The sequence below is a fragment of the Algoriphagus sp. CAU 1675 genome, assembly GCF_029222925.1.
In the GTDB taxonomy this organism is placed as follows: domain Bacteria; phylum Bacteroidota; class Bacteroidia; order Cytophagales; family Cyclobacteriaceae; genus Algoriphagus.
The window spans coordinates 17,209-39,380 of sequence record NZ_JARHUI010000007.1; the positions used below are offsets into that span (position 1 = coordinate 17,209).

The window sequence follows — 22,172 nt, forward strand, 5'->3', positions numbered from 1 at the left end:
TTTGGAAGTTGGTTTAGATATGGATGACTCTAGTCCTACCTAGTGAATCCTTCAGTTCAAAATATACATCCTCAGGGCTAACTCCCTTCAGCTTGTAATCCTTTTTGAAGCCTTCAGGTTGATCGATTTCCTCGGAATGAATCAAATTCCCATTCGCTTCATAGCGGATTTTCACCTCCACTCCTGGTTCCATTAGGCCAACTACAGCCAAATGCACAGTCTCATCATCCAGTTTTTTACCATAAGCTACCAAAGGCATTTCTTCTTTTGCCGGAGCTCTTTCAAAAGTCTCGACTGTGTAAAGGACCTCTTCCTCTTCTGTGGTGATCTTGACTTTGTACTCTCCACAAGGAAGCTCATTTAGATCATAAGGAATGACCAAATCTTGGTCTTCTACTTTTACTTTTCTCTGATGAAGCATTTTACCATCCTGGTCCATAATAGCAACCTTGGCTTTACCTACCCCGTCCTTTAGAAGGACATTTACTTTTTTGAACTTAGTCCCTACATCGGAAAGGGCCATTAAGTCATCATTGTCATTTGCTGCAAAACTGCTACTTGCTAACAATCCTGCAAGTGCGAACGTGAATAAGGTTTTCATAATAATGTTGGTTTAGTGTTGTTGTACCAGTCAAAGTACCAAGGCTGTACCAAAGTGGATTTTAACCCTCCCCGTTCTTTTTTTGAGCAAAAGAATTTTTTGAATTTTTTAAAAAATTAACAAAATGTTATTTGGTATAAAGGGATGATTTTTAGCAAAACATGCATAAAAATCGGAACAATCATTGTCCGATTGTCACACCAGCGGACAGATTAGTCCAAAAAGTGGAATATTTAAGGTTGCGCCTTATTGTGTCAGTTTAGGAAAATTAATTTTCAAAAAAATATTCAAAGTGAAAGTTATGGTATGCCATAAAAAAAAGACCTGTACACTATTGTACAGGTCTTGTTCGTATTGACACAAATACCAGAGAAAGTTCATAACTGCTTTAGATGCATAGACAGGGATTTCACTCTTTCCTTCATATCCATTTTGGAAATGTCCAGGTTCAAAGAAGTTGCTTTTAAGAAATCAAGTACAGCACCCTGATGGTCAGTGGACTTTCCTTCAGCCAAAGTCACAAAACGCATGGTTGACCAAAGCAAAGTTTTCAGTTGGGTTTTTGAATCATCTGTCATGTAATATTCCACAAGAATGGTATTGTGATTATGCCAGATAATCCGGCTCATAATACGAACCCATTCCCCCACCATGGCCGGCTTTACATAGCTGATATTATGATTGTAAATCACCCATGCCGATTGGTAGGTTCGGATGAGGTCTATCATTTCCAATCCATACAATTTAGGAACCTGGTCTTCTCTCGCATTGAAAAAGTAATCGAAATACTTGGCATTGTTCAGATGCCGCAAGGGATCACAGTCCTGAAACCGGATAACCACACGGCTTTCCGTTTCCTGTGGATAGTGTTTCTCGGGATTGTATTCAAACATACTTATTGATTTAAAATTGAATCACTTGTCAGTGTTTTTACCCCTGCATTTTGCAATTCCTGGATGGATAGATTCCCATCTTCTGGGTTTAAATTGACCGCACGGGTAGCATCTGTAACCAACACTGTATCAAAACCCAAACTCTTCGAATCCAAAGCTGTGAACTTCACACAGTAATCCAAGGCCAGGCCACATATATAAACTTGGTCCACCCCTTTTTCTTTTAGATAGGTTCCCAAGCCGGTATCTCCTCGACGGGCATTGTCAAAAAAACCCGAGTAGGAATCTACTTCTGGATTTTTCCCTTTTTGAAAAATTGCCGTCCATTTATCCTTCTGTAGGTCTTTATGAAATTCAGCCCCCACCGAACCTTGAATGCAGTGGTCTGGCCAGAGGACTTGAGGCAAACCATTCAAGTCAATCACTTCCCCGGGTTTCTTTCCGGGGTGATTGGAAGCAAAACTTTTGTGGTTTGCGGGATGCCAATCTTGAGTGGCTACTATTAATTCAAACTTCTTCTGCAACATATTCACAATTGGAATAATCTCATCGCCTCTGTTGACCGCCAATGCCCCACCTGGAATGAAATCGTTTTGGATATCCACCAAAACAAGGGCCTTTTTATGATTTTCCATTTTCCTCGTCAAATTTCTTTGCTTTCATAACCAGATCCATTCTCAGGTGATGGAGATTTTCCTCTAATCCCACAGGGTAAATATGGGGATTGACAAATCGCTTGTGGGTTTTATCCAAAGCTTCAATTTGTTTGTTGGCTCTTTCCTTTATTTTTTCCAGATCCGGTAACTTATACACCATCTTTCCTTTTCTAAAAATCGGAATCAAAAGGTTCTCCTCCTGATAAAATTCCGGCATCAGGCGTTTTCTTTTAGTTTGGTCATTGGGATCAATGATCACCACTCCCCTGGGGTTGATCTTAGCCCCTTCCAAATAGATCATATCGGCCACTGCTTTACCTTTGGAATAATACCGCTTTACAGTATGATAACCCGGGATATTGATTTTTAGGGATTGTTCGGAAAGTTTCAACTTGGGCTCCCATTCCCCATTTTCATTTCTAACCGCAGAAAGTTTATAAACAGCTCCCAATGCGGGCTGATCAAAAGCCGTCACCAGTTTGGTCCCCACGCCCCAGATATCTATGCTCGCTTCCTGTCCTTCCAATGAATCGATTAAATACTCATCCAAATCTCCTGAGGCCACGACTTTTGCATCAGGAAATCCTGCCTCATCCAACATGATTCGGGCTTGATTTGAAAAATAGGCCAAGTCCCCGGAGTCAATTCTAATCCCGATCATCTCCTTGCCTTTTTCTCTAAGAATTTTACCCACTTTGATCGCATTTCGAATTCCATTGATGGTATCATAGGTATCAACCAAGAAAATACAATGGTCAGGAAAAACCTCAGCATATGCTTCAAAAGCCTTTAATTCCGTTTCAAATGACATAATCCAACTATGGGCATGAGTTCCTGAAACTGGAATTCCAAAAAGCTTTCCAGCCAATACATTGCTGGTAGAGGAACATCCTCCAAGGTAAGAAGCCCGGCTGGCGGCCAAAGCCCCATCTATTCCCTGAGCCCTTCTTAGACCAAATTCCAATATAGGTTCTCCGTGTGCTGCCAGATTGATTCTGGCTGCCTTGGTAGCAATCAAAGTTTGGAAGTTAGTGATGTTCAAAAAAGGGGTTTCGAGAAGCTGACACTGAATCAAAGGGCCTTTTACCCGAATTAAGGGCATATTTGGAAATACCGCTGTTCCTTCTTCTACAGCATCCACATCACAGGAAAACTTCATCTGCTCGAGGTACTTCAAAAACTCCTCCTCAAACAACTGTTCTCCCTCTTTCCCTTTCATAGTTCTCAAGTACTCCAGATCATCCTTAGTGAATCTGAAATTCCGGCAATAGTCCACCACATATTCCAATCCTGCCGCCAAAGTAAAACCTCCATGAAAGGGATGCTTCCTAAAAAACAAATTGAATACTACTTCCTGCTCTGCTTTTCCCGATTTCCAATAGCCATAAGCCATCGTTAACTGGTAAAAATCAGTCAACAAAGCCAGACTGCCACGGTAAAGATCCTTGGTGATTCTCATAACATCCAAATTTGAACTTAAAGGTAAAACAGCCTTAGTCCTGAAACGAGGAAAATTAAATTTCTTTTGATGAAAAGGAGCGATTTCAATTTTATGCGCCTTTTCAAAAGATTTTTGGATATTGTAGTTACATTTTTAGGCTTTGTATCGACCCAATAGTGAATTAGCAATGAGGCTAGCCAAAAGTTTTAGCGATCAGGAATTGATCGAAAAAATCAGTAAAAAGAAAGATCAGAATACCGCAATCCGCCAATTATATCAGGAGCACTATGGGATGTTGGAAAATTATATTCTTCAAAACTCAGGTAGCCATGAAGAAGCTGCAGACCTGATCCAGGAGGTGATGTTGGTCTTTGTGAAAATGGTCAGCGATGCAAAGTTCAGGGGTGAATCGAGCATTAAGTCAATCCTTTACAGCATTTGCAGGAATCTGTGGATCACAGAGTTAAGAAAGAGAAAAAGTACTCTGAACAGACAAGGAATTTTTCATTCTAATTCGGAAGAGACAGATGAGGATGTCACCAAAGCCATCGCAAAACAGGAAAGCCTGAATTATGTAATGGATCTGTTCGACCGCTTGGGAGAACAGTGTAAACAGATTCTGAAGCTGTTTTATTACGAGGAACTACCTATGAAGGAAATCTGCCAAAAATTGGATTTCAGTTCTGAGCAGGTACTAAGAAACAAAAAATACAAATGTTTAAAGACATTGAATGAGTCAGTAAAATCCTCGCCGGAGATTTATAAAAACTTGCAAAAAGCATTACGACATGAGTAATACATTTGATTTGGAGCAACTGGAGCGTTACCTATATGGGCAATTAAATGCCGAGGAAAGCACGCTTCTGGAAAGGGAATTGGAGCAAAACCCTGAGCTTAAAACCGACTTGGAAATTCTAAAATTGAGCAGTAAGGGTGCCGAAGCAAGCGGATGGAAAGAGCTCATCAAAGCCACACAAAAAGAATATCTTCAGGATCGTTCTGAAAGCAAAACCCCTTTCCAAGTCAGAACAGGGAAAAACATCACACTTTGGATGAGCAGAATAGCAGCCTCTTTTGCGCTTATTTTGGTAGGTGCCTTTGCGGTTCTGTTTCTTTCAACCAACCCCTCTTCACTGGAATCTGAATTTGATCTGAGATATTCAACCCCGGTACTTAGAGCCGGTGAAAACTCCCTTTCCATGATGGAACAGGCTTATAGAGAAGGAAATTACAGTGAAGTATTGAATCTGGGAGAAAATTCAGCCGGACTTGAACCCAAAGGCAAATTCCTTTTGGCCATGTCCTCTTTGGAATTGAACCAACCTGAAAATGCCACCTCCTTACTCTTGGAGATTGAGGAAAGCAATTCCAAACTGAATCAAAACGCGTTTTCAGATGAAATTGACTACTATCTTGCCAAGACTTATCTAGACGAAGGAGATTTTGATAATGCCCAAATAAGAATTGAAAAAATTCTCGATGACCAGCAGCACACTTACCATAAAAATGTCTCCAAATTGATGTTATGGAAACTCAAGATCCTGAAAATGAAATCTTGATTTAATATCTTAATCACCTTTAAAAGCTCTTTTCGAGCTTTTTTTTACTTTTTTTCATTTTATAGGTTACAATTATCTTTCGTGTTTCGACCAAGAAATAAAACCTTTAAAACCCATGAAAACATATTTTAAACTACCCCTTTTTGCAATTGCTGTAAGTACCTTATTTTCATGTACTGAGGAATCAGATCCAAACGTACTCGGAGAAGGAGAAGTCAAAATCGGAGTCGGCGTAAAAATCGGACAAACTACCAGTCCTGGAGCAAGACTTCTGGAAACCGGATTAGATATCACTTCAGGATTTATCCAAATCAAGAAACTTGAACTTGAAACTGAGGGAGAGGATGAAAATGGAATATTTGAAAGAGAACTGGAATATAAATTCCCTGAAATCAAAAAGATCGAGTTCAATGAATTGGATCCTGGGGCAGACTTTTTCATCAATATTCCGGCAGGGAACTATGAAGAAATAGAAGTTGAGATTGATCTAATTGACAACAAAAACGAGCCAAGTATACAATTGGATGGCACATTCAATAAACAAGATGGAAGTTCAGTTCCATTTAGGCTTCAAGTTTTCGGAAATGATGATGAAGAATTTGACTTTGAAGTCGAACTTGAGGCCGAGGATGATGATGCCTTGTTCTTCATAGATGCTGTTAGCAATCCATTGGCACTTCTTCAAATTGATGCTCTGGCTTGGTTCAACAGCATCCCAACAGAGGTCCTGGAAAATGCAGAGTTGACTGATGGCACCCTATTAATCAGCAAAGACGTCAATACCGATATTTACCAGCAAGTTGTTGAATTCATCAAAAACTCCAGTGAAATAGAGTTTAAAATAAAATAAGCTTGAAAAGCTTCCTTATGCATAGTCCCGGAATCTGAGGTTTCGGGACTTTTTTTATGTTTTTTTCTAAATCTATAGTTACATATCGCTGACGAGCTCCGACTTATAGGTGATTTCAAATAAACAACCATGCGAAAGTCACCCATTCTATATTTCTCAACCTTCCTATTCCTACTTATCCTTTCCCCAATCAGGAGTTTTGCTCAAGATGAATGGAGGGTCTGGAATACCTTAAGCCTAGGATTACCATTGACAAAAAATCTGGATGGACGGATTGCCTATCTCCGCTCTACAGATCTGACCAATGGGTCTTTTGAAAACAACTTCAACTGGTATCAATTCCGGCTTTCCTATAGGTTCAACAGAACCTGGAGCACCCGTGCGGGGACAATCTGGATGAGTACCCCTTCCGGAAATGTCACCAACAGAGTATTTGCAAACGTCTTTCACTCCAGCAGACTGAACAGACGGTTGACTTTGAAAAATGGAATTCAACTTGAAACCCATAATCGGGAAGAAAGCAGATACGACCAGCGGATCATTTTAATGTCAAGGCTGGGGTTCAGGAAAAGATTGAAATTCCTAAAAGTCGCCCCTTCATTTAGTTATAGCCTATTTTACAACATAGGAGGAGATCCAATTACCTACTATTCCAGTTCCGGAGAAGTGATCACCCAAAAACCCTCCAATGGATTTCACAGAGGCCGAGCCTTGGTCAATTTCAATTTCATACTCAGTGACCCTATCCGCCTATCGGTTTACTACATGAATCAGCAGGAATTCAATCTTGCTGTTTCTGAAACCAACAAAATCAATGTACTCAACATGGATTCAAACAGAATCCAAAGGCCTTTCAACAACTACCATGTTGTGGGTCTATCTCTGAGCTATCAGCTCAAAGGAAAAAACAAAGACAGTTTATTACCCATTAATTTTTAACAATCCATATGAAAACAAGAATCAAAATCGGAATGATTTGTCATGGAATCCATCCGGAATCCTTACTAGAACAAAACCAAATTCCAGCTGATTATTGCTTTAAGGCTGGAGATATAGGGCTTTTCGAAGTCCTGGAAATTGGAAAGCACAGCATGATCCAAACTGCAGGAAGAAATATGACTTTGGTGAAGGGAGACTTGATCATGGGGGCTTTTGGCAACCGTTATGCTACGAACCAATTTGAAGGATATGTACCGGAAAGCCTACAAGAGGAGTATCATATGCTGGGAGGCGGAGGAGTGATAGGAGTCGTAAAAACCATGCATAGTAAATACGATGAAATAGGCCCTACACGGCTCAAAATGATTGGCTTATATGCGGACAGGGACGGAAATATCTCCAATAGCATCAACTCCAAAAAAGAAAACCTGATCCCCTTTTCAGGAAAAGGAGCCCTTCAGACCAGAGTAATTTTGTCGTTGGGAAGCTCTATGGACAGTGGAAAAACCACTACAGCCGCTTATTTAATCCATGGGTTAAGAAAAAAAGGCTATAAAGCCTCCTATATCAAACTTACGGGAACAGCGTACCCAAAGGATAAAAACCTTGCCTACGATATGGGAGCGAACCAATCCATTGATTTTTCAAAATACGGGTATCCTTCCACCTTTCTATGCAGCGAGCAAGAGATTTTAAACCTCTATGAAAGTTTGCTGAGAGATGTATTGGTTTACTCTCCAGATTATGTAATCATAGAAATTGCCGACGGCTTATTTCAGCGTGAAACCAAAATGCTTCTCAACAATCAGATGTTTACCAGCGGGATCCACCAATTGGTTTTTTCTGCAGCAGACAGTTTATCTGCTGTGCAAGGCGTATCCACTTTGAAGAAATTGGGAATTATGCCTTCGGCTCTTTCCGGGCTTTTTACAGCGAGTTCTTTGTTGATTACGGAGGTAAAAGAATATCTTTTGGATAAAGAAAATGAAATGTTCTTGCCTATTTTCACACTTGAGGACTTAGAGGAAGGCAATTGGCCGGTCTGTACTACCCAAACAAACTTACTTCTAGCCTAACCTAGAAAAAATGGATGCTATGAGATGGGTAAAAAACAGAACACTGAGAAGGTATTGGCAAGACCAAAAGGTTCCTCTCATTCTATTGATCTTCCTAGGATGGGCTGCAAGTGTATGTACTTTTTTCCTAAGTCTCATGACTGGTTGGTTTTTTGACCTGATGTATAAGGAAGGAATCAGCAAATCCAGACTCCTGTCCAGTTTTGGGATCGAGATCAGCACCCTCAATCAGTTTTATATTGCCATGGCCTTGGTTATTTTACTGAAACTCGGCCTTCAGTATTTTGAACGAATAGGTATTCAGGTGAAAGCTGAGCGATTCAGTGCTGACTTGATTCGAAGGCTGTTTCGTAAACAGATTTTTTGGACTCCCGAGTTGTTTCAGTCCGTTCCATTTGGAAAATATCTGTTACGATATTCGGGTGATCTCCAGTCCATTCGAACCATGCTCGTCAATGGAATTCACAGGGGAATCAAGGAAAGTTTATTTGTAGGAACGGGTATTTTCCTTCTGATTTACCTCAACCCAACTTGGAGTCTAGTACTTCTTGTAGGAACAGCACTTATTGTCCCCTTGGTTTTCATTCTGGATAAAATGCAAGAGCCTCTGATTGTCGAAAAACGGAAAAGGAAAAGCCAACTGCTCAATTTCGTGACGGACGCCTTTGCCAAACACAGTTCACTGACTTCAGAGGAAAAGAAAAACAGAGTAATACGGAATTTCAGGAGTAGAAACCGGTCCAACTTAAATGCCAGTCTAAACTACCAAAATATTGAAAGCAAGCGGTTGGCATTGGTAAGTATCATCGGACCTACCTTAATTTTGAGTCTCCTCCTCAGCATAACCCTATTCCCAGATTCTAAAGGAAGTCCCGGTGAATTATTGGCTTTTCTATTAGTAGTTGGCGCCATGGTTCCGGCATTCCGAAATTTGATCAAAGCACCGAATTTAATCACCAAAGGTCTGTTGTCTTTGGAAAAAGCAGAACGTCTGATGAGAAAAAAAACAGTAATTAGGTCTGTCTCCTCAGACGAATCCAGCCCAAAAACAAGATCACTACCCCTCCAATAATAACCATAACAAAAAGAGGAATTCTCTGAAAGGCATCCCAGAGGGTCATTTCCTGAGGGGGTCCAATCAAAATGAAGTTTGCCCAAAAAGAAGGATGGGAATATTGCGCCATGGCGGGGTCACTCAAAAGGTCAATCTTGGCCAACTGAAGTGCCTTGGCGTAACTTTTACCTTCATCCAAATGATGGTAAAATCTTGAAGAAATATATGCCGAGGCCTGATCCTCTGATACCCAAAGGGAAGTTACAAGCTGTTCGGATCCAGCAAGGAAAAAGCTTCTCGCCAAACTAATCAACCCCTCACTTTTGCTCAATTGCCCTGAGCCTGTTTCACAGGCACTTAAGAAAACCAGTTCCGTCTTGTCCAAAATCTGGAAACTGAGTTCCTGAGAAAAAAGCCTGAAGTCAGAGCTTTCCGGATAAAATGCGATAAAAGCAGCATTCGGGTCATTGGACGAGGCTACAGCATGAGTTGCCAAATGGATAAAACGGGCTTTCGGTGCCTTTTGGATAAATGATGGAAGACTCGCATCCCTTCCTTTCAATTTTTCACCAGAAAATACAGACAGCTCTAATTCGGATCCTGGAAGGTCAGACAGTCCATAATCCGAACCAATACCGGGTTCCAAAAAAGGAGCAAATGCCAAAACCTGATCCGGGTGCCAGTCTCTACGCTCTTCAATTCGGACCATCAACGCGGAATACTCATATCCAATGGGCCACTCTTCAAGCAAATACCTGTCCTCCATAGGAAGCAATTCAAATGGAAATGAAGAAAACAGTCCATGTGGGACGATTAGCAGCTGACCTACATCATCCATCCTTCCCCTAAACTGACCAAGCAGGTGTCTGGAAAAATTCTCTAAAAATTCCGGGGAAATATACCTATTTCCCGAAACAGGGTTTTGGATTTCTTTTCTCCATTCATTGAGTTTATCAAATTCTATTTGTTCGAGGGGAATCACATTAAGATCAAAATTTTTATGCCCCACCCAGAAAACATAGAGTTTTGTTTCACTTTGAAAAAGAGAGAGCACTCCAGTATTTGAATCCAGATTTGCCTGAAATTCCTTTAGAGAAAACTCCTTGGGAATATAGTCTGTACCTGTGTATTCCTTGAATCTTTCGCGAAGACGGGAAAGCGCAACCTGTAAATCATTGTACTCAGAGGCCAATGCGTCCATTGCTTCCGGACTCTCTGTAATGTATTGTTGCTGGTAATTTCTAGAAATTGAAAACAGTAAATTTTGTTCCTGCTGAAGTAGTTCCCTCGGAATACCTGCGCTTCTTTTTGTCAAATTTTTAATAGCGCCTAGTCTTAGGGCACTGGACTTGCTTTCTTCTGCCCATGCAAAGGCTTTTTCCATTAGCTCTCTCCTACTCTGTGCCAGACTGAAATCATACAATCTGTCAATTCCAAAACTATAGGCATCGAGTACTTGATCACCAAGAAATATTCTGGCTTCATCATTGTCAAAATTAAGACTGATGTAATTCGCCAATTGAAAGGCTCTGGAAAAGGTATTAAGTCCCAGCTCAAACCATTCCTCCATCTTGTCTTTTTGATAAAGATCCCAAGCAACCTTTCCTTTCTTTACCAGCATTTCGAACAAGGAAACAGAGGACATCCCCAAAGCAAACTCTTCCGGAGTTTCCCAAGGATCCTCGCTTTCAAAATCCGGATGAAGCTGTACAACAGCCTTATGGTACAATTCAAGAGCTTTTTCGAGCTCTCCTTTTTCCTTATAAAAGTCAGCCATTAACCCAAGGTGAATCCCTTTCTGATAATTCTTTCTCCTAAAATTCAGAACTGACAATTTTTGCTCAGCCTTATTTAAGGTAGATTCCACATCTGAGAGAGCTCCTTTTTGAAGGTAAGCTTTTGTCAAGAGGTTCAAGTAGGACAAGGAAGTTCCTGATTCTGCCTGTTGGATCTGCTTGAGTTCATTCAGAGCCTTTTCAGGTGCATTTTGTTTCAGATAGGTGTTCGCCAAATTGGTCCTGATCTGGTCGGTATTAATATTGTATTTTAGTAGATCCTGGTAAATTGCCCGGGCACTGTCAAACTCCTCTAAATAGTATAAGGCCGAAGCTTTATTGCTCAAAAAACTGTAACGGGCATATTTTTCATACTCTCCTTCATTATCGCCCAAAAAGGATTCAGCCTTTGTAAAATAGGAAATACTTTGAATGTAATTCCCTGTTTCGAAATAATACACGCCCAAGGCATTGAACATTCGTTCAGGCTGTCCCGGAGAATTCAGTTGGGCTTGTAATCTCTCTGCTTCTTCCAGATGATAGATAGAACTGTCAAGTTTGCTAAGTCCGAATAAGGTTTCTCCTAAATACAAATGGCTATTGTAAATCAAAGTATCCGGCAGCTGGTAGGCTCTTGATATCCTGATTGCGTTTCGATAGGAAGAGGCAGCTTCTTCAAGCTTTTGATAAACCAAAAAAAGGTTCCCCAATCTCTCTGCCGACTCAACGTATTGAGAGGCATGTTCCTTGTCGGGAAGACTGTGAAGAACCTCAGAATACAAATCTATTGCCTTCCAATCTTGCTCCTCTGTTGGTTCGGGTAAAAAATACAAGGAATCCGCTAAGCGTAAATTTGCCAAAGGGTCCTGTGCAGAAAGCAGGCCTGAACGAAAAATAAATAAGAAACAAAAAAGCTGGATTTTATTAAGATGGGGCACGTTTGATTAAATTGATCAGCCCATCACTTATTGCAAACTGGCCACGATCACTATGAATGGAGGTCTTGGCTTTCCTGCAGGACGGGTGTAATTTGAAAGCCTTAAATTATTTGAATTTCCAGTTTTATTTTCATTGATCAGCCCACTTTTTTCATTCAAATCATCCAATAGCTCCTGAGGGATATCATCCATGGTTTCAAAATAAAAGAATCGCAATGGAATGGAATTCAGCGTATTGGCACTTAAATCTGGCAATTGATAATAAAGCTCCACGTCCAGAAAAGCCCCATTCACCGGAACTTCCCCAAAGGTCCCATTCTCAACAGTTGTTAGGAGATCAAACTCTCCTTTGCTTGAAATCTCAAAACCCAAATCTTCCAATAATTCCCCCGTTGGGTTTTCGACATCAAAGTCACAACTGTCATCATCGATAGATCCATCATCCACCCCATCATCATCCGGGCAAGGAAGTGGTAAGCCCGGTACAGCATTGTAAATAGGGGCTGCTAAAATCTGATTTTGGTCCAAGACATAAATTTTATCTTCATAGTTCACCCCTCCGATAGTCAAATAGGTTTCGCAGGAGCCGGCCAGATTAGAAGCAGTAAAGGTAACTTTGTATTTCAATCCAGTCTCACTGGAATTGATATCAATAATTCCGGAAAGTGGATCAATAACCAATCCTTCGGGGCTTGCAGTATAAGTCCCCTGAAAAGGATTGTCCGGAACAATAAACTGGTTCTGATTTGGGTTGATATAGAAAATCGTGTCAGAGTAACTAAACAAAGCACAGTCAGCTGGTCCTGAAAATATTCCATCTTCAGGTTTTTCCTTCTCATCCAAACAGGAAAACATCCCTGCTAGTGATGCTACTACCAAGACTAGGGAAAAAATGGATTTTACGCGCATAACTCAATCTTTTGAATTGGTCGAATCCAGTCACAATATTGTAACCACTCTCGAATTTATTTTTCTCTGAGATTCAATAAAATCCCAAGAAGCACCAGGCCCATGCCTACATAAGACATTAGCCCAAAGGTCTCTCCGAACAAAAGGAAGCCGAAAAACAGGGCATATAAAATCCCTAAATAGCTCAAAGAAGACACTTTGGACACATTTGCATTCTGATAAGCAATTGTCATGAAGTACTGGGCTGTCTGTGTACAAATACCAATCCAAAGTAAAATCAACCAATCCCAGCCCATTGGCTGTACCCAGGTAAAGTAGCTAATCAAGGTTGCAATTGGTAAAGTAACCAGAGGAAAATAAAATATGATGACCAGAGGATGCTCTGTGTTTTTAAGTTTCCTGATGACATTGTAGGCAAGCCCTGAGAACAACGCAGATATAAGCCCAATACTTCCATAAAGTAAATTTACCCGTGTATCAAAACCCTGTAAAACCAAAACTCCGGCAAATGAAATCCCGAAAAACAAAAACTGAATGGGCTTTACCCTCTCCTTCACCAAAAAAATACCGAGGATGGTCGTAAATATGGGAGAGAGATATTGAATCGTCACTGCACTCGCCAAAGGTATTTTTTGTAGAGTATAAAAGAATGTTATCAAGCCTATTGAACCCACTATCCCACGGGTAATCAGCAATTTCTTGTTATTTCCAAAAACAGGGACTTTTTGTTTTTTAAGTACCAGATAACTAAAAATCAAACTGAAAATCGATCTGAATAGAATAATCTCAATAGCAGGAATATGGGGAATGTACTTGACAGACACATTCATCAATGCAAAAAAAATCCCAGCCAAAAGCATGGACTGAACGCTGCTGATTTTCAAATTCGTGGTATTGGAGGTGATAGTTCACAAAGTTAACACTCCTTGGGAAAGTTCTACTCTGCCCTTTGATAAACATTTGACTGAGATCAGAACCTTAAGGCTCCCAAAACAGTTCTCTATGGAAAATCATTAAACATGGCATTAAGTATTGGCACATCAGCTCCGGTTTTTAGTCTGAAAGGAACCTCCGGAATCACTTTGGATCTTTCAAAAGACTACCTTGGAAAACCCTTTATCTTATTTTTCTATCCAAAAGATTTCACTCAAAAATGTACTGCGGAAGCCTGTGAATTCCGGGACCAGTTTGCGGCCTTCAGGGATTTGGATATTGCGGTATTTGGAGTCAGCAGAGATGACCTTTCCACACACGAAAAATTCAAAAAAAGTTACCGTCTTCCATTTGAACTCCTTTCCGATCCCCAAGGGGAAGTTTGTAAGGCCTATGATGCTTTGATCCCCCTGATCAAAATGCCCAAACGGGTGACCTATCTAATTGACAAAAACCGAAAAATAGCAGCAGTTCATTCAGGAATCCTTGATTCCAAGGCCCATATTAAATCCATGCTTACTCAACTAGAGTTGAAGGGGGCTTAAAGGATTTTACCGTCCTGCATAATCACCTTCCGGTCCGCCATCTCGGCCAGTTCTTCATTATGGGTGACAATTACAAAGGCCTGTCCAAGTTCCTTCCGGAGTGTGAAAAACAATTCGTGCAACAAGCGCGCATTTGCAGTATCTAAATTTCCTGAGGGTTCATCTGCAAAAACTACAGCAGGATTATTGATCAAGGCTCTTGCTACCGCCACACGTTGCTGTTCTCCTCCGGACAAGGAATTGGGTTTATGCTCCAATCGATGGGAAATCCCCAATAGTTCAGCCAGTTCCTGGGCTCTTTTATGAATATGATCCGGCTTTTTTCCTTGGATGAAAGCCGGAATTTGAATGTTTTCCAACGCTGTGAACTCGGGAAGCAAATTATGAAACTGAAAAATAAAGCCGATCTGTTCGTTTCTGAATTTCGCCAACTGGTCTCCTTTCAAGGAAAACAAAGAGGTTCCATTCATAAAAACCTCTCCTGAATCAGGTTGGTCCAAGGTTCCTAAAATATGAAGCAGGGTACTTTTACCAGCACCGGAGGAGCCGACAATAGAAACAATTTCAGATTTGTTTATTTCCAAATCCACCCCTTTTAGGACATGAAGTTTTCCGTAGGATTTATGGATACCTTTGGCTTTCAGCATAATAAGTTTTTTTCTGATTTTAAAAATATAACAAATCCCTCAAATCCAGGAAATAACAGCTCTTTTTAGGAAAAAAGGATTTTTGTCGGTTTGATTTATCGGCATGAAGAGATTAACTTCGTGCAAAAATTTTCAGAGGATGAATATTCACGAATATCAGGCTAAAGAAGTATTGAAAGGTTTCGGTGTTAGAATTCAGGAAGGCATTGTAGCCGACACTCCTGAGGCCGCACACGAAGCAGCTGTTAAACTCAACGCTCAAACCGGAACTTCCTGGTATGTGATCAAAGCTCAGATTCACGCTGGAGGTAGAGGTAAAGGCAAAATCCAAGAAACCGGATCTAACGGTGTGGTTTTAGCCAAAGGCCTGGATGAAGTGGCAGGTAAAGCGCAGAACATTCTGGGAGGAACTTTGGTAACACACCAGACGGGACCAGAAGGCAAAAAAGTAAACAAAGTTTTGATCGCTGAGGATGTTTATTATCCAGGTGAATCAGAACCAAAAGAATATTATCTCTCTATTCTTCTTGACAGAGCCACAGGCAGCAATGTTATTATGGCTTCTACTGAAGGAGGAATGGACATCGAAGAGGTAGCTGAAAACCACCCAGAAAAGATCATCAAGGAATGGATCGACCCTAAGGTAGGTCTTCAGGCTTTCCAAGTGAGAAAAGTAGCTTTCAAACTTGGTCTAAGTGGCACTGCATTCAAAGAAATGGTGAAATTCATTTCTGCACTATATAAAGCTTACGAAGGAACTGACTCTTCTCAGTTTGAAATCAATCCGGTATTGAAAACCTCAGACGACAAGATCCTTGCAGTAGACGCCAAAGTTAATCTAGATGACAATGCGCTTTATCGTCAGCCAAAACTTGCTGAATTGAGAGATTTGTCAGAAGAAGATCCTTTGGAAGTAGAAGCAGGAAAATCCGGCTTGAACTATGTGAAACTTGACGGTAACGTAGGTTGTATGGTAAACGGAGCAGGTCTTGCGATGGCTACCATGGATATGATCAAGCTTTCAGGTGGTGAGCCTGCCAACTTCCTGGATGTAGGAGGAGGCGCAAATGCTACCACTGTTGAAGCAGGTTTCAGAATCATCCTTCAGGATCCGAACGTAAAAGCAATCCTAATCAACGTTTTCGGTGGTATCGTAAGATGTGACCGTATCGCAAACGGTGTGGTTGAAGCATATAAGTCAATCGGAGACATCAGAGTTCCTATCATTGTAAGACTTCAGGGAACTAATGCTGAAGAAGGTGCCAAAATCATTGATGAATCAGGATTGAAGGTATTTTCTGCCATCACCTTGAAAGAAGCAGCAGAGAAAGTACAAAACGTACTGAAAGGCTAATTCAAATAATTGAGGCACGCGTAGTTCAACTGGATAGAATATCGGATTTCGGCTCCGAGGGTTGAGGGTTCGAATCCTTCCGCGTGTACAAAAGCTCAGACGAAAGTCTGGGCTTTTTTTATTTCTTATGAGCCAGAGAATAATTCTTTCATTTATGATAATAAGCTGTGAATAAAAAATAAAGGAAAGACCAAGCAATTTATTTACAGTCCAAAAAATGAAACTGAAAGCAAGAGAATTTAAAAATGTAATTATTCCAAGAATAAAATAAAAAAGCAGGAGAAAATCCCCTGCCCTTTATTTGAAAACTAAACCAACTATTATTTAACTACCACAATGAATTCAAAAATAATACAATTATTAACAAAACAAAATCCAGAATAAAAATTTGATTTTATTTGTTAATCACTTTTTGAAGGTACTTCGCTTAAATGCAATGCCCAATGCCAAGCCTTGGCTAAATTGTATTTTTTCGTCCTGATCTATATCGTAAATACTCAAACTGGTGAGACTAACATTCACCAAATTGGTGATCTTGGCAGTCAAACCTATATCCAAGCGATGGTCAATCGTATCAAACCCAAGGGTCTCGTAATTCGCATACATCTGATAACGAACCATCAAACTCAAGTTTTCAGCAAGCGGTTTTTTCCAGTCTGCTAGAAGGTTAAAGGCCAACCATTCACTTCTCACCTTTTTCCCGATTTCCACTCCATAATTATCCGGGACATTCAAATAAAGTTCGGTATCAGTCACAAAAGTCCATCTAGGAGAAAAAGGTGACATTCGAAGGCTGAATTCTGCATTGGGTTTATATTCTATCCCGACCCCTGTAGTCAGATAAGCAGGATTGGCAAATTTTGAGATTAAAGTCTTTCCCGCATCACTAAATTCATAACCTGGAGCAAACTGAGACAAGAAGTTTGCAGCGAAAAAATAGTTCCATTTATCGTTGATTTTGTAGCCAACTTTGGAATCCAAATAAATTCGATCATTGGACTTTCTACCCTCCTCCCCTTTGTTTTTGACAACTCCATAGATAAAATCCATGGTATTGTCCCAACTCCAACTTCCTTTGGCGTAATTGGCCCGACCGTTTAGATAGATTCCCAAAGCAACGGAATTCACACCCCCACCTTGCCAGTTGCTGCTGAAAGCCGCCTGGTTGAAATTGAGTCCTCCAGCGGTTTCTTTTTGCCAATAGGTAGTGTCCGAATCAGAGGATGTCGAATTTTCCTGGGCCTTAATGCTCCCAGAAAAAATTACAATGGATAAAAGCAATAAGATTCTTTTCATAAGGATTAAGTATTTTAAATTTAGATGAAAATCAGAATTACAAGCATGGAAAAAGACACTGAAGACGAACTGATTATCCGGGATTTATTAGCCAGACAAAGAACAACCTTGGCAAATGACCGGACCTTATTGTCCTATATCAGAACCTCACTCTATTTTCTAGTCAGCGGTACTGCTTTGTTTGAGGTTGAAAATCTCAATCCAATTCAGGACCTTGGTTATTTGGCCTTTGGGCTCAGTATTGTACTCTTGGTTGTAGGGGTTGTCAATTATTTCCGAGTTAGAAGAAGACTCAGAAAGGGACATTATTTAAAAATGTAATCCCTTTTTCAATCCCTATCCAACCTATCGCCACCAAGAAATAACAAAGGACCTCCAAATTAGAGGTCCTATTTTTATTCAATCAATTTTACCTGAATAACCTGTTCAGGGTCTAAGTTAAAGAACTCCTTATGAACATTGAACTCTGGCTCATCTCCCTCAGGATGTTTTGCCAGATAAGTCCCATCCTCCTGCATCCTATAGGCATTGACATTGTCTTTAAGGTTGTAGGAAAGAATATTCATCAATTGCTTTTCCAATAAAGGAGCCTCAACCTTAAACAAGGACTCCAGTCTCTTGTCAAAGCTTCTCACCATCATGTCCGCACTTCCTGCGTAGGTTCGGGTCTCACCATTATTGTGGAAATGATAGATCCTAGAGTGCTCCAGAAAATCCCCTACAATTGATAAAACCTCAATATTTTCACTGAGTCCCTGTCTTCCGGGCCTCAAACAACAAATCCCTCTGACAATCAACTTTATGGTCACTCCTGACTGAGAAGCCCTATACAGAGCATAAATGATCTCTGAATCTTCCAGGGAATTCACTTTAATAAAAATACCGGCAGGAAGTCCAGCACGCGCATTTTCTGCCTCCTGCTCTATGTATTCAATCAATTGATTTCTCATATCCCTAGGAGCTGTAATCAGATTCTTGTACTGACTTGGCATAGAATGCCCCGTAATTACATTGAAAAACTCAGACACATCATTTGCCAGAGTTTCATTTGTCGTGAGCAGGCCAATATCGGTATAAAGTCTTGCTGTGTCCTCGTTGTAATTTCCAGATCCCAAATGAACATATCGGGTGATCTCCGAATCATCTTTCTTAACTATCAGCAGAAGCTTGGTATGGGTCTTCAAATGGGTAATTCCATAAATCACAAAGCATCCTGCTTTTTGCAGCTTTTTGGCTTCCCGAATATTGTTTTCCTCATCGAATCTAGCCTTGACTTCAAAAAGTACCGATACGTGCTTTCCGTTTTCGGCAGCTTTCAACAAAGCTTTTGTTATCCGGCTTTCTTTTGCAAGCCGGTAGATGGTCATTTTAATCGCCATCACATTGGGATCCTCTGCAGCTGTTTCTATCAAGTCCAGAATAGAGTCGATATTGTTGTAAGGATGATGCAGCAACACATCCTTTTCCTTGAGAATCTCAAAAATATCCGCTCTTCCCTCTTCCTGATAGGATAGTGGTTTGACAGGCTCATGCATTTGAGGAAGTCTATCCTTAAACCGTCTGCCCCCTACGATCTGCCACAATCCCGTAAAATCGATCATGCTGGCTCTTTTCACAAGAAAAACAGAATCCATTTTTAGATTCCATCTTTCAAGAAGTGAATTCAGCATCCACTTGCTGTACCCCTCCTCAATTTCTATCCTTACCACACGACCAGTTTTCCGCTCCATGAGCTTGCGCTTCACCTCTTCCAGAAAGTTAGCATCCATATCCTCACTTTCCTCCAGGGTAAAATCACCATTTCTGGTAATCCTAAACAAACTAATCCCCTCAATATTGACATTTCGGAAAAGAGAGATGATATGTTCGCGAATCACTTCCTCAATGGGTATGAGCAGCAGGGAATTATCTCTCTCAATTTCAAAAAATCGCGGGATATTAGCCGGAATTTGAACAAAACTCAGCTTCCTCATATCCTTACGCTCTCCAGGACTGGTAGTCACCACCCCAAACACCAACAGTTTATTCATCAGAATAGGAAAAGTCCTGTATCCATCATAAACCATTGGAGTGAGCATTGGATAAATTGCTTTCAAAAAATACTGCTTAACCTTCTCCTGCTCCTGCTCGGTCAACATGGACGTATTGCAAAGGGAAACTCCTTCCCTTACAAGCTCTGGCAGAATCTTATCGGTAAAATGCTCATGCTGAGCGGAATGAAACAATTGACAATCCTTCATCAACTTGGCCTTAAATGGCTCTTCCCTCAACCCTGAATAATCAATCCTTTCTTTTTCGTAATCCAGGTAATTATAAAGTGAACCCACCCGGATCATAAAAAACTCGTCTAAATTGGACGCTGTTATTGCCAAAAACTTCAGCTTTTCAAAAATGTTTCTGTGTTCCTTTTTGGATTGATCAAGTACACGGACATTAAACTTCAACCAACTCAGGTCACGGCTTACCAGATCACTTTTCTGAATAATCGATTCGTATTTATCTCCGACTGCAAATTTCATTTGAATGGATTTTACCGATACCAATATAAATTTCTAATAAATAGATTGGTTTTATGTTTCTATAAAAAGTTAAAAAAAGGGGCCGAAAAGCCCCTTTTTTTTATCAAGTATCGATTCTGGCATACTTTGCGTTTCTCTCGATAAACTCTCTTCTTGGGGCTACCTCATCTCCCATCAGCATACTGAAAAGGTGATCTGCCTCAGCTGCTGACTCGATGGTCACCTGTTTGATGGTCCGCACATTTGGATCCATGGTAGTGGTCCAGAGCTGCTCTGGGTTCATTTCCCCGAGACCCTTGTATCGCTGAACACCCACACTATCCTCTTTTCCATCTTTAGCCATCTCCTTGGTCAAGGCTTTTCGCTCTTCCTCAGTCCAGCAATAACGCTCATCCTTTCCTTTCTTCAACAAATACAAAGGAGGTAGGGCGATATAGACATACCCTTTTTCGATCAATGTTCTCATATATCTAAAGAACAAAGTCAAAATCAAGGTTCTAATGTGGGATCCGTCAATATCAGCATCCGTCATGATAATGATCTTATGGTAACGAAGACCTGAAAGATCCAATTCTTTATCATCATTGACAGTACCAAATTTGACACCAAGAGCGGTCAGAATATTTTTGATTTCGTCGTTATCGTAGATTTTATGTTCATGGGCTTTTTCGACATTGAGGATTTTACCCTTCAACGGCAAAATCGCCTGAAAATCCCGATCTCTTCCTTGCTTGGCAGAACCACCTGCGGAGTCCCCTTCCACAAGGTATAATTCACAAACGGCAGGATCACTATTGGCACAATCCGCAAGCTTCCCTGGAAGACCTCCCCCACCAAGAACGTTTTTACGCTGAACCATCTCACGGGCTTTTCTTGCAGCATGCCTGGCTTGGGCAGCCAAGATCACTTTCCCTACAATGGTTTTTGCTTCTTTAGGATGCTCTTCCAACCAACTCTGAAGCGTGTCAGAAACCGCACTGTCCACAGCACCAACAACATCTGAGTTACCCAATTTGGTTTTGGTCTGTCCCTCAAACTGCGGCTCAGCCACTTTCACAGAAATTACAGCAGTCAAACCTTCCCGGAAATCATCCCCGGAAACTTCGATTTTCAGCTTATCAAGCATTCCCGATTTATCAGCATAGGATTTCAGGGTTCTGGTCAAAGCCCTTCTGAATCCAGTTACATGAGTACCGCCTTCATAGGTATTAATGGTATTCACATAGGACACCACATTTTCCACATAGGAATTATTGTAACTCATGGCGACCTGTACTGGAACCCCATTCTGCTCAGATTCAATGTATATAGGGGCATCAATAATCTTCTCGCGAGTTTCATCCAAATACTGGACAAACTCCACCAAGCCTCCTTCCGAATAAAACTCATCGGATTTATAGGAACCGTCTTCCTCTTTTTCTCTTAAATCAGTCAGGAAAATTCGGATCCCAGCATTCAGGAAAGCCATTTCCCGAAGCCTGTTGGCAATAGTTTCGTATTTATATTCAGTGACTGTAAAAATCGAAGCGTCAGGCTTAAAGTGGATGATAGTCCCTCTTTTGTCAGTCTTGCCTGTTTCTCTGGCAGCGTATTGAGGAACACCAATCTTAAATTCCTGCTCGGTAATGACTCCGTTTCGGTGAACAGTCGCTTTCAGATCAGTGGAAAGGGCGTTAACACAGGAAACACCCACCCCGTGAAGACCACCGGAAACTTTGTAGGTATCCTTATCAAATTTACCTCCAGCGTGAAGAACCGTTAATACTACTTCAAGAGCAGACTTCTTTTCCTTCGGGTGCATATCTGTAGGAATACCCCTACCATTGTCCTCCACAGTAATGGAATTGTCCTCATGTACGGTAACATGAATGGTATCACAATGTCCTGCGAGAGCTTCATCGATAGAGTTATCTACAACTTCCCAAATCAGGTGGTGTAAGCCTTTTATTCCAACGTCTCCAATATACATGGCAGGTCTCTTTCGAACTGCCTCAAGACCTTCTAAGATCTGGATGTTACCGGCGCCATACTCTGCCGGGTTCTTCGGTTTTTCTTCACTCATATTTTTCAGATAAAAGCCCTAAAAAGGGGCCAAATCAGTGGTTTTATATTCAAAATTTAATGCAGCAAGATAAAGAAAAAAAGTGAGTTGACCGAGCTTGAAAACAGCCCATCTCCTCCCTTTTC

The 22,172-nt window shown here is 40.8% G+C and carries 20 protein-coding genes and 1 tRNA gene; 10 read left to right on the top strand and 11 right to left on the bottom strand.

Translation table 11 applies throughout. From position 1 onward, the window contains the following. Nucleotides 1–13: 13 nt before the first annotated feature. The 4 genes from P2G54_RS15535 to P2G54_RS15550 form a co-directional block, all read right to left on the bottom strand. On the bottom strand, nucleotides 14–601 hold the full coding sequence (locus tag P2G54_RS15535) for a hypothetical protein (RefSeq protein WP_275872468.1): 588 nt from the start codon (nucleotides 599–601) through the stop codon (nucleotides 14–16). A gap of 377 nt (nucleotides 602–978) precedes the next feature. After that, nucleotides 979–1,494: an acyl-CoA thioesterase gene (locus P2G54_RS15540; RefSeq protein ID WP_275872469.1), complete on the bottom strand. Its 516-nt coding sequence runs from the start codon at nucleotides 1,492–1,494 to the stop codon at nucleotides 979–981. Nucleotides 1,495–1,496: 2 nt separating this feature from the next. After that, nucleotides 1,497–2,129: a bifunctional nicotinamidase/pyrazinamidase gene (gene pncA / locus P2G54_RS15545; protein ID WP_275872470.1), complete on the bottom strand. Its 633-nt coding sequence runs from the start codon at nucleotides 2,127–2,129 to the stop codon at nucleotides 1,497–1,499. Next, nucleotides 2,116–3,609 (bottom strand): nicotinate phosphoribosyltransferase, encoded by a 1,494-nt coding sequence (locus tag P2G54_RS15550; protein WP_275872471.1) that lies wholly within the window; start codon nucleotides 3,607–3,609, stop codon nucleotides 2,116–2,118. Before P2G54_RS15550 ends, pncA begins: the two co-directional genes overlap by 14 nt. Before the next feature lie 169 nt (nucleotides 3,610–3,778). Between P2G54_RS15550 and P2G54_RS15555 the strand changes: the two genes are divergently transcribed. From P2G54_RS15555 to P2G54_RS15580, 6 genes are all read left to right on the top strand, one after another. Beyond that, entirely contained in the window at nucleotides 3,779–4,387 is a 609-nt protein-coding gene (locus P2G54_RS15555) for a sigma-70 family RNA polymerase sigma factor (RefSeq protein ID WP_275872472.1), read from the top strand. Further along, nucleotides 4,380–5,150 (top strand): hypothetical protein, encoded by a 771-nt coding sequence (locus tag P2G54_RS15560; RefSeq protein ID WP_275872473.1) that lies wholly within the window; start codon nucleotides 4,380–4,382, stop codon nucleotides 5,148–5,150. Before P2G54_RS15555 ends, P2G54_RS15560 begins: the two co-directional genes overlap by 8 nt. Nucleotides 5,151–5,265: 115 nt before the next feature. Then, nucleotides 5,266–6,000 carry a hypothetical protein gene (locus P2G54_RS15565; RefSeq protein WP_275872474.1) on the top strand — a complete coding sequence of 245 codons (735 nt, stop codon included), beginning with the start codon at nucleotides 5,266–5,268 and terminating at the stop codon, nucleotides 5,998–6,000. Nucleotides 6,001–6,129: 129 nt separating this feature from the next. Continuing rightward, entirely contained in the window at nucleotides 6,130–6,939 is an 810-nt protein-coding gene (locus P2G54_RS15570) for a DUF2490 domain-containing protein (RefSeq protein WP_275872475.1), read from the top strand. Nucleotides 6,940–6,947: 8 nt separating this feature from the next. Then, nucleotides 6,948–8,015, top strand: coding sequence for a hypothetical protein (locus P2G54_RS15575; RefSeq protein WP_275872476.1), 1,068 nt, complete (start codon nucleotides 6,948–6,950; stop codon nucleotides 8,013–8,015). Between the two features lie 19 nt (nucleotides 8,016–8,034). Further along, nucleotides 8,035–9,087, top strand: coding sequence for an ABC transporter transmembrane domain-containing protein (locus tag P2G54_RS15580; RefSeq protein ID WP_275872477.1), 1,053 nt, complete (start codon nucleotides 8,035–8,037; stop codon nucleotides 9,085–9,087). On the opposite strand, the gene P2G54_RS15585 is transcribed toward P2G54_RS15580, so the two are convergent. The 3 genes from P2G54_RS15585 to P2G54_RS15595 form a co-directional block, all read right to left on the bottom strand. Beyond that, nucleotides 9,029–11,704 (bottom strand): CHAT domain-containing protein, encoded by a 2,676-nt coding sequence (locus P2G54_RS15585; RefSeq protein ID WP_275872478.1) that lies wholly within the window; start codon nucleotides 11,702–11,704, stop codon nucleotides 9,029–9,031. The genes P2G54_RS15580 and P2G54_RS15585 overlap by 59 nt on opposite strands. Nucleotides 11,705–11,809: 105 nt before the next feature. Further along, nucleotides 11,810–12,691, bottom strand: coding sequence for a hypothetical protein (locus P2G54_RS15590; protein ID WP_275872479.1), 882 nt, complete (start codon nucleotides 12,689–12,691; stop codon nucleotides 11,810–11,812). 56 nt (nucleotides 12,692–12,747) lie between these two features. After that, on the bottom strand, nucleotides 12,748–13,551 hold the full coding sequence (locus P2G54_RS15595; protein WP_275872581.1) for a DMT family transporter: 804 nt from the start codon (nucleotides 13,549–13,551) through the stop codon (nucleotides 12,748–12,750). Nucleotides 13,552–13,710: 159 nt separating this feature from the next. On the opposite strand from P2G54_RS15595, the gene P2G54_RS15600 reads away from it, so the two are divergent. Then, nucleotides 13,711–14,169, top strand: coding sequence for a peroxiredoxin (locus tag P2G54_RS15600; protein ID WP_275872480.1), 459 nt, complete (start codon nucleotides 13,711–13,713; stop codon nucleotides 14,167–14,169). Here the strand turns inward: P2G54_RS15600 and P2G54_RS15605 are convergent. Further along, nucleotides 14,166–14,816 (bottom strand): ABC transporter ATP-binding protein, encoded by a 651-nt coding sequence (locus P2G54_RS15605; protein ID WP_275872481.1) that lies wholly within the window; start codon nucleotides 14,814–14,816, stop codon nucleotides 14,166–14,168. The two genes, P2G54_RS15600 and P2G54_RS15605, sit on opposite strands and share 4 nt — an antisense overlap. 139 nt (nucleotides 14,817–14,955) lie before the next feature. On the opposite strand from P2G54_RS15605, the gene sucC reads away from it, so the two are divergent. Both sucC and P2G54_RS15615 read left to right on the top strand, forming a co-directional pair. After that, nucleotides 14,956–16,170 carry an ADP-forming succinate--CoA ligase subunit beta gene (gene sucC / locus P2G54_RS15610; RefSeq protein ID WP_275872482.1) on the top strand — a complete coding sequence of 405 codons (1,215 nt, stop codon included), beginning with the start codon at nucleotides 14,956–14,958 and terminating at the stop codon, nucleotides 16,168–16,170. 14 nt (nucleotides 16,171–16,184) lie between these two features. Continuing rightward, nucleotides 16,185–16,258, top strand: a tRNA-Arg gene (locus P2G54_RS15615). A 317-nt stretch (nucleotides 16,259–16,575) separates the two neighbouring features. Here P2G54_RS15615 and P2G54_RS15620 read toward each other — a convergent pair. After that, nucleotides 16,576–17,466 (bottom strand): DUF3078 domain-containing protein, encoded by an 891-nt coding sequence (locus P2G54_RS15620; protein ID WP_275872483.1) that lies wholly within the window; start codon nucleotides 17,464–17,466, stop codon nucleotides 16,576–16,578. 45 nt (nucleotides 17,467–17,511) lie between these two features. Here P2G54_RS15620 and P2G54_RS15625 point away from each other — a divergent pair, with 45 nt between their 5' ends. Further along, nucleotides 17,512–17,787 (top strand): DUF202 domain-containing protein, encoded by a 276-nt coding sequence (locus P2G54_RS15625; protein ID WP_275872582.1) that lies wholly within the window; start codon nucleotides 17,512–17,514, stop codon nucleotides 17,785–17,787. A 74-nt stretch (nucleotides 17,788–17,861) separates the two neighbouring features. Here the strand turns inward: P2G54_RS15625 and ppk1 are convergent, their stop codons facing one another. Together ppk1 and gyrB are read right to left on the bottom strand one after the other, a co-directional pair. Further along, nucleotides 17,862–19,985, bottom strand: coding sequence for a polyphosphate kinase 1 (gene ppk1 / locus P2G54_RS15630; RefSeq protein WP_275872484.1), 2,124 nt, complete (start codon nucleotides 19,983–19,985; stop codon nucleotides 17,862–17,864). Nucleotides 19,986–20,088: 103 nt separating this feature from the next. Beyond that, nucleotides 20,089–22,047, bottom strand: coding sequence for a DNA topoisomerase (ATP-hydrolyzing) subunit B (gyrB, locus tag P2G54_RS15635; RefSeq protein ID WP_275872485.1), 1,959 nt, complete (start codon nucleotides 22,045–22,047; stop codon nucleotides 20,089–20,091). Nucleotides 22,048–22,172 lie beyond the last annotated feature (125 nt).

Coding starts and splice junctions, on each gene's coding strand:
- P2G54_RS15555 (WP_275872472.1), top strand. CDS start 3,779: ATGAGGCTAGCCAAAAGTTTTAGCGATCAGGAATTGATCGAAAAAATC.
- P2G54_RS15535 (WP_275872468.1), bottom strand. CDS start 601: ATGAAAACCTTATTCACGTTCGCACTTGCAGGATTGTTAGCAAGTAGC.
- P2G54_RS15590 (WP_275872479.1), bottom strand. CDS start 12,691: ATGCGCGTAAAATCCATTTTTTCCCTAGTCTTGGTAGTAGCATCACTA.
- P2G54_RS15560 (WP_275872473.1), top strand. CDS start 4,380: ATGAGTAATACATTTGATTTGGAGCAACTGGAGCGTTACCTATATGGG.
- gyrB (WP_275872485.1), bottom strand. CDS start 22,047: ATGAGTGAAGAAAAACCGAAGAACCCGGCAGAGTATGGCGCCGGTAAC.
- P2G54_RS15605 (WP_275872481.1), bottom strand. CDS start 14,816: ATGCTGAAAGCCAAAGGTATCCATAAATCCTACGGAAAACTTCATGTC.
- P2G54_RS15620 (WP_275872483.1), bottom strand. CDS start 17,466: ATGAAAAGAATCTTATTGCTTTTATCCATTGTAATTTTTTCTGGGAGC.
- P2G54_RS15550 (WP_275872471.1), bottom strand. CDS start 3,609: ATGAGAATCACCAAGGATCTTTACCGTGGCAGTCTGGCTTTGTTGACT.
- P2G54_RS15565 (WP_275872474.1), top strand. CDS start 5,266: ATGAAAACATATTTTAAACTACCCCTTTTTGCAATTGCTGTAAGTACC.
- P2G54_RS15575 (WP_275872476.1), top strand. CDS start 6,948: ATGAAAACAAGAATCAAAATCGGAATGATTTGTCATGGAATCCATCCG.
- P2G54_RS15570 (WP_275872475.1), top strand. CDS start 6,130: ATGCGAAAGTCACCCATTCTATATTTCTCAACCTTCCTATTCCTACTT.
- P2G54_RS15595 (WP_275872581.1), bottom strand. CDS start 13,551: ATGCTTTTGGCTGGGATTTTTTTTGCATTGATGAATGTGTCTGTCAAG.
- ppk1 (WP_275872484.1), bottom strand. CDS start 19,985: ATGAAATTTGCAGTCGGAGATAAATACGAATCGATTATTCAGAAAAGT.
- P2G54_RS15625 (WP_275872582.1), top strand. CDS start 17,512: ATGGAAAAAGACACTGAAGACGAACTGATTATCCGGGATTTATTAGCC.
- P2G54_RS15580 (WP_275872477.1), top strand. CDS start 8,035: ATGAGATGGGTAAAAAACAGAACACTGAGAAGGTATTGGCAAGACCAA.
- P2G54_RS15600 (WP_275872480.1), top strand. CDS start 13,711: ATGGCATTAAGTATTGGCACATCAGCTCCGGTTTTTAGTCTGAAAGGA.
- P2G54_RS15540 (WP_275872469.1), bottom strand. CDS start 1,494: ATGTTTGAATACAATCCCGAGAAACACTATCCACAGGAAACGGAAAGC.
- pncA (WP_275872470.1), bottom strand. CDS start 2,129: ATGGAAAATCATAAAAAGGCCCTTGTTTTGGTGGATATCCAAAACGAT.
- sucC (WP_275872482.1), top strand. CDS start 14,956: ATGAATATTCACGAATATCAGGCTAAAGAAGTATTGAAAGGTTTCGGT.